Origin of the sequence: Actinotalea sp. (assembly GCF_035443605.1) — a bacterium.
Lineage (GTDB): Bacteria > Actinomycetota > Actinomycetes > Actinomycetales > Cellulomonadaceae > Actinotalea.
Window position 1 is genome coordinate 1 of record NZ_DAORSQ010000121.1, and the last position, 6,455, is coordinate 6,455.

At 73.2% G+C, this 6,455-nt stretch carries 6 protein-coding genes; 3 read left to right on the top strand and 3 right to left on the bottom strand.

Features of this window, described 5'->3' with window-relative positions:
* Positions 1–401 precede the first annotated feature (401 nt).
* Positions 402–1,574, bottom strand: a complete 1,173-nt coding sequence (gene dusB / locus PKY62_RS11445) for a tRNA dihydrouridine synthase DusB (RefSeq protein ID WP_324537068.1) — start codon at positions 1,572–1,574, stop codon at positions 402–404.
* 44 nt (positions 1,575–1,618) lie between these two features.
* Between dusB and PKY62_RS11450 the strand changes: the two genes are divergently transcribed.
* Positions 1,619–2,902, top strand: a complete 1,284-nt coding sequence (locus PKY62_RS11450) for a YibE/F family protein (protein ID WP_324537070.1) — start codon at positions 1,619–1,621, stop codon at positions 2,900–2,902.
* On the opposite strand, the gene PKY62_RS11455 is transcribed toward PKY62_RS11450, so the two are convergent.
* Entirely contained in the window at positions 2,884–4,017 is a 1,134-nt protein-coding gene (locus PKY62_RS11455) for a hypothetical protein (RefSeq protein ID WP_324537072.1), read from the bottom strand. The genes PKY62_RS11450 and PKY62_RS11455 overlap by 19 nt on opposite strands.
* Before the next feature lie 222 nt (positions 4,018–4,239).
* Here PKY62_RS11455 and PKY62_RS11460 point away from each other — a divergent pair, with 222 nt between their 5' ends.
* Positions 4,240–4,458, top strand: a complete 219-nt coding sequence (locus PKY62_RS11460) for a LapA family protein (RefSeq protein ID WP_324537074.1) — start codon at positions 4,240–4,242, stop codon at positions 4,456–4,458.
* 24 nt (positions 4,459–4,482) lie between these two features.
* Here the strand turns inward: PKY62_RS11460 and PKY62_RS11465 are convergent, their stop codons facing one another.
* On the bottom strand, positions 4,483–5,865 hold the full coding sequence (locus tag PKY62_RS11465; RefSeq protein ID WP_324537076.1) for a glycine--tRNA ligase: 1,383 nt from the start codon (positions 5,863–5,865) through the stop codon (positions 4,483–4,485).
* A 202-nt stretch (positions 5,866–6,067) separates the two neighbouring features.
* Here PKY62_RS11465 and PKY62_RS11470 point away from each other — a divergent pair.
* On the top strand, positions 6,068–6,455 hold a 388-nt coding region (locus tag PKY62_RS11470), incomplete at its 3' end, for a metal ABC transporter substrate-binding protein (RefSeq protein WP_324537078.1).

Consider the following 6,455-nt stretch of genomic DNA (forward strand, 5'->3'; position numbering starts at 1 on the left):
CCAGATTGTCGACGAGTCTACTGTGAACTTCCGAATGTGGCAGAATGGGGCAGCGGCTAGGAACGTCAACATCGTTGACCCTACCGCCGCTTCGGATAGTTCATTTGCCCAGGTGTGGAGCTGGGGTGTCTTCAACAGTTGCATGAGTTCCGCAGGATTCTCGATGTGGCTGCTCGGGGCAATCGGTCTCGCGTGTGCTGCCATCTGCATTGGAACAGCTGGTCTCGGTTGCTATGCCTGCTTGGCATTCGCCGCGGGCGGATACAGCGGCGTTCTTCTGACCTGCTACAACCGGGCACGACGGGCGTAGTCCGGTTCCTCGCGGACCGGAATCTGGGCCTGGCCGGCTCGACCTGACTCATGCGAGCCTAGGTCGTCGACCGTGAGTGGCACGAGTCGGGTCAGCCGCCGGAGACGCTGAGCTCGGCGGCGTCGAGCTCGCGCCGGAAGGCCTCGGACAGGTCGCGGGAGTCGAGCCAGCCGTCCGGGAGCGACGGCCGCTTCGGGGTTCCGGCGCGGCCGCGCTGCCCCTCGGCCCCCGCGCCGGGGTACGGCTGGTCGAGGTCCAGCTGACCCAGCAGCTCGTCCAGCCGCGCCCGGGTGGCGATGAGGCCCAGCGCCGCGCGCAGCTCACCGCCGACGACGTAGCCCTTGAGATACCACGCCATGTGCTTGCGCATCTCCCGGATGCCGCGCACCTCGCCGAACTCGGTCACCATGTGGTCGGCGTGCCGGCCGATCACCTCGGCGACCTCGCGCAGCCCCGGCCGCACGCGCGCGGCCGAGCCGTGGAAGGCCGCCGCCAGGTCGGCGAAGAGCCAGGGCCGCCCCTGGCAGCCGCGCCCGACGACGACGCCGTCGCAGCCGGTCTGCGCGACCATCGCCAGCGCGTCCTCCGCGGACCAGATGTCGCCGTTGCCCAGCACGGGGATCCGCGTGACCGTCTCCTTGAGCCGCGCGATCGCCGACCAGTCCGCCGTGCCCGAGTAGTACTCCGCAGCGCTGCGGGCGTGCAACGCCACCGCAGCGACCCCGGCATCCTGCGCGACGAGACCCGCCTCGAGGTAGGTGAGGTGGTCCGCGTCGATCCCTGTGCGCATCTTCACCGTCACCGGCACGCCGTGCGGCGCCGCGGCGTCGACGGCCGCCCGCACGATCGCGGCGAAGAGGTCCCGCTTCCAGGGCAGCGCCGCGCCACCCCCCTTGCGCGTCACCTTGGGCACCGGGCAGCCGAAGTTGAGGTCGACGTGGTCGGCGAGGTCCTCGGACGCGAGGATCCGCACGGCGGCGCCCACCGTGGCCGGGTCGACGCCGTAGACCTGCACGGATCGCGGCCGCTCGTCGTCGTCGTGCCGGATGATCCGCAGCGACTCCGGGGTCCGCTCCACCAGGGCGCGCGAGGTGACCATCTCTGCGACGTACAGCCCCGCGCCGTGCTCACGGCACAGGCGCCGGAAGGGGCGGTTGGTGATCCCCGCCATCGGGGCCAGCACCACGGGCGTCTCGACGGTGAGCGGGCCGATCCGCAACGGGGGCAGCACGGCGGCGGGGCCGGTGCCGGGCGTCGGGGTCACCGGACGATCCTGCCATCCCCCGCGACGTGCGCGATGATCGGGGCGTGACCCGACTCGACCGCACCACGGCCGTGCTCGCCGCGATCCTCGTGCCCATCGCGCTGGCGACCGTCGTGGGCCTCGTCGCGCTGTGGCCGTCGGGCCAGACGCACGAGACCGGGATCGTCGAGGTCGACGCCGAGCACCCCACGGCGCGCGTGCTCAGCGCGACGAGCGAGTCCTGCGGCGGGGAGAACGAGGACCGCCTGCCCGACGGCTCCATCCCCGAGTCCGTGCCGTGCACCACGCTGCGCGCCGAGGTGACCTCGGGCGACGCCGCGGGCCAGGTGGTCGAGGTCTGGGCGCCCGCCACCGTGCGGGCCACCGACCTCCCGCCGGGCACGGCCGTCGTGCTCGTGCGCTACCTCGCGACGGACGTCGAGCCCGAGGTCTGGGCCTGGTACGACTTCTCGCGGAGCCTGCCGCTCGGGGTCCTCGCGCTCGCGTTCGCCGGCGTCGTCGTCGCCGTCGCCGGGATGCGCGGGGTGCGCGCGCTCGTCGGGCTCGTGCTGGCCTTCGTCGTCATCGCGACGTTCCTGCTGCCCGCGCTGCTCGACGGTCGCGACGCCCTGCTCACCGGGCTCGTCGCGAGCTCGGCGATCATGTTCGTGGTGCTCTACCTCGCGCACGGGTTCTCCCGCCGCACGACGACGGCCCTGCTGGGCACCATGGCAGGGCTCGGGGTCACGGCGGCGCTCGGCGTGGTGGCGGCCCGGGCCGCGCACCTCACGGGGATCTCGACCGAGGAGAGCTACCGCCTGGCGATGCTCACCGGCCAGCTGGACGGGACAGCGCTGCGCGGGCTGTTCCTCGCCGGCGTCGTGCTCGCGGGGCTCGGCGTGCTCAACGACGTGACGATCACGCAGGCCTCGGCGGTGTGGGAGCTGCGCGCGTCGGACCCCGACGCCCCGCGCGGCGCGCTCTTCTCCCGCGGGATGCGGATCGGGCGGGACCACATCGCCTCGACGGTCTACACCATCGCCTTCGCGTACGCCGGGGCGTCGCTGCCCATCCTGCTGCTGCTCCAGGTGTACCGGCTGCCGCTGCTGCAGACCATCAGCAGCGGGGAGTTCGCCGAGGAGATCGCCCGCACCCTGGTCGGCTCGATCGGCCTGGTCCTGGCCATCCCGTTGACCACCGCGATCGCGGCGGCGGTGGTGACGGCCGAGCCGGCCGGACGACGACGGCACGCGGCCGTGGAGCCCGGGCACGGGCACCTGCACGGGCACGCGCACGGCCCGTCGGCCGGCGCCGGCCGCCCGGCGGACGATCAGGCCCCGTCGACCTGACCAGCTGTGACCTGACCAGCTGTGACCTGACCAACTGTGACCTCACCCGCGGGACCTCCCGCGGACCGGCCCCGGCTGGTCATGGCCAGCAGCGCGCCCAGCGCGGCGAGGACCAGCAGCGTCACGGCGGTCACCGGCGGGGTCCGACCGGGGAGCACCAGCACCGCGAGCGCGAGCGCGGCGACGCCCACGCCCACGGGCCGGCCCCACACCCCGCGGCTCGCGCGCAGCCGGGCGGCGACCCCGCGGATCGTCCGCGCGGCCCGGCCCGGCGCCCAGGCGATCCAGCCGACGACGGCGACCGCCACCCCGACGAGGACGACCAGCCGCGCGACGACGAGCAGCCGGGCCGCGAGGTGCTCGAAGACCGCCGCAGCGGCCGCCGAGCGCACTGCGTCCTGCCCCACCTGGTCGAGGTACGCGCCCCGCCCCACGGCGATCGCCGTGAGCAGCACGGCACCCCCGAGCACCAGTCCGACGGCCACCGGCAGCCAGGCCCGCCGCCCCCGCAGGGCCACGAGCGCCCCGACGGCCGCGGCGAGGAGCCACGGCAGCCATGTCGCAGCCGTGTCCAGCAGCCGCACGGCCCCGTGCACCCGCTCGAACGTCGCCGCGTCGACCAGCACGATCTGCGCGCCGGGGATGCGGTCGTTCGCGACGGGCACCCCCCGGTCGGCGAGGCGGTCGGCGACGGCGCCGGACACCCCGCTGAGGTCGACGACCAGACCACCCGATGCCGGTACCAGCGCCGAGTCCCCACGGAGCACCCGGACCATCTGGGCGTGCGTCACCCGGTTCGCCGTGACCCAGACGTCCGCCGCGACGTCCGACTCGATGACGCGCAGGGCCTGCCGCTCGACGAGCGTCTCCACCTGGGTCACCAGGCCGGCGGCCAGCGGCCGCAGGATGTCGGGCAGACCATCGCCGACGAGCGCGTCGAGCGGGATCGCGTCCACCACGGCGGTGGCCGCCATCGAGGCGAGGGCCTCCTGGACGGCGGGCTCGTCGATCACCGGCCCGATGGTCGACAGGTAGACGTCCGTGTCGAGCAGCTGGCCGCGGGCCCACACCGCGGCGGCCGTGACGGGGACCAGGAGGACCAGGAGTGCGCACACCGACCAGGCCGCGACGGCGCGCCACCGGCGCGACGAGGTCCCTGGAGGCCGGAGGGACCCGGCGCCGCCGGCGTCGGTCGGGCTGTCGGCGACGGGAGGCTGGGTGGCTGGCACGGGCCCAGCATGGCCCAGACCGGTCCGGCGCACCACGGTGCGCGCCGCGGGGCGGGTCACCGAGGGGGCCCTTGCCCTGGCGCGCCGCCTGGCGCAAGACTCCTCGTCATGGCCACCACTGGTTCGAGCACGTCGTCCGTCATCAGCCCGCGCCGCATCCTGGCCGCCGTCATCGTCGTGCTGGTGGTGGCCTTCGTCCTGCAGAACCGCGAGCCGGCCAACGTCCAGCTGTTCGGCATCATCGTGAGCATGCCGTTGTGGCTGGTCCTGACCGTGATGACCGCGCTCGGCGCCGCCATCGGCTTCCTCCTGGCGCGGCGGCGCTGAGCCTCCCCGGTCCGGGCCGCGCGGTCAGGCCCCGATGAGCCGCGCCGCGAGGTAGGCGCTCACCTGGTCGAGCGCCACGCGCTCCTGCGCCATGGTGTCGCGCGAGCGGATCGTCACGGCCTGGTCCGTCGTGGAGTCGAAGTCGACGGTGAGGCAGAACGGGGTGCCGATCTCGTCCTGACGGCGGTACCGGCGACCGATCGCCCCCGCGTCGTCGAAGTCGACGTTCCAGCTCTTGCGCAGCTCTGCCGCGAGGTCCCGCGCCACCGGCGAGAGGTCCTCGTGCCGCGACAGCGGCAGCACGGCGGCCTTGACCGGCGCGAGGCGCGGGTCGAGGCGCAGCACCGTGCGGGTGTCCACCCCACCCTTGGCGTTGGGCGCCTCGTCCTCGGCGTAGGCCTCGACGAGGAACGCCATGAGCGAGCGGGTCAGGCCGGCGGCCGGCTCGATGACGTACGGGATCCAGCGCTCGTTCTTCGTCTGGTCGAAGTAGCTGAGGTCCGTCCCGGAGTGCTCACCGTGCGTGCGCAGGTCGAAGTTCGTGCGGTTGGCGACGCCCTCGAGCTCGCCCCACTCGCTGCCCTGGAAGCCGAACCGGTACTCGATGTCGACGGTGCGCGTCGAGTAGTGGGACAGCTTCTCCTGCGGGTGCTCGTAGAGCCGCAGGTTGTCGCGGGAGAGGCCCAGGTCGACGTACCAGTCGGTCCGCGCGTCGATCCAGTACTGGTGCCACTGCTCGTCGGTCCCGGGCTCGACGAAGAACTCCATCTCCATCTGCTCGAACTCGCGCGTGCGGAAGATGAAGTTGCCCGGCGTGATCTCGTTGCGGAACGACTTGCCGATCTGGCCGATGCCGAACGGCGGCTTCTTGCGGGAGGTCGTCATGACGTTGGCGAAGTTGACGAAGATGCCCTGGGCGGTCTCGGGGCGCAGGTAGTGCAGGCCGGACTCGTCCTCGACGGGGCCGAGGTACGTCTTGAGCATCATGTTGAAGTCGCGCGGCTCGGTCCACCGGCCGCGCGTGCCGCAGTTCGGGCACGCGATGTCGGCCAGGCCGTTCTCGGCCGCGCGGCCCTTCTTCTCCTCGAACTCCTCGAGCATCTGGTCCTCGCGGAACCGCTTGTGGCACGACAGGCACTCGGTCAGCGGGTCGGTGAACACCCCGACGTGGCCCGAGGCGACCCAGACCTGGCGCGGCAGGATGACCGAGGAGTCGAGCCCGACGATGTCGTCGCGGCTGGTGACCATGGTGCGCCACCACTGGCGCTTGATGTTCTCCTTGAGCTCGACCCCCAGCGGGCCGTAGTCCCACGCCGACCGCGTCCCGCCGTAGATCTCACCGGACGGGAAGACGAACCCCCGCCGCTTGGCGAGGTTGATGACGGCGTCGAGACGGCTCACGGCCACGGGGCGCTCCAGTGCTCAGCGGGTGTCCGCACGTGGCTCGCGCGGAGGGGTGCGCCGGGTCCCCCCGGTGCGGCTCCAGGCTACCGGTGCGCGCAGCCACCGTTCCCACCACGGTCCGCCACCGCGTCGGCCCGCGCGCCGGCGAGACCCCCACGGCAGCCCGACTTGACAATCGTTCTCACCACTAATGAGAATCGTCCTCATGCCCACCCCACGCGCCCTGACCACCGGTGCCCTCGGCGTCGCCACGCTGCTGCTCGCGGCCGGCTGCACCGGCGGGGCAGGGGGGGCAGGCGGGGCCGAGGACGACCGCCTCGCGGTGCTGGCATCGTTCTACCCGCTGCAGTACGTCGTCGAGCACGTGGGCGGCGACCTCGTCGCGGTCTCGTCCCTCACCCCGCCGGGCGCCGAGCCGCACGACGTCGAGCTCTCGCCGAGCCAGGTCCGCGCCGTCGGCGAGGCCGATGTCGTGGTCTACCTCTCGGGCTTCCAGGCCGCCGTCGACGACGCGGTCGCCGCGCGCACCCCCGAGCACCTGGTGGACGCCGCCCGGACGACCGCCGTCGCCGAGCACCTGGGCGAGGCGGACG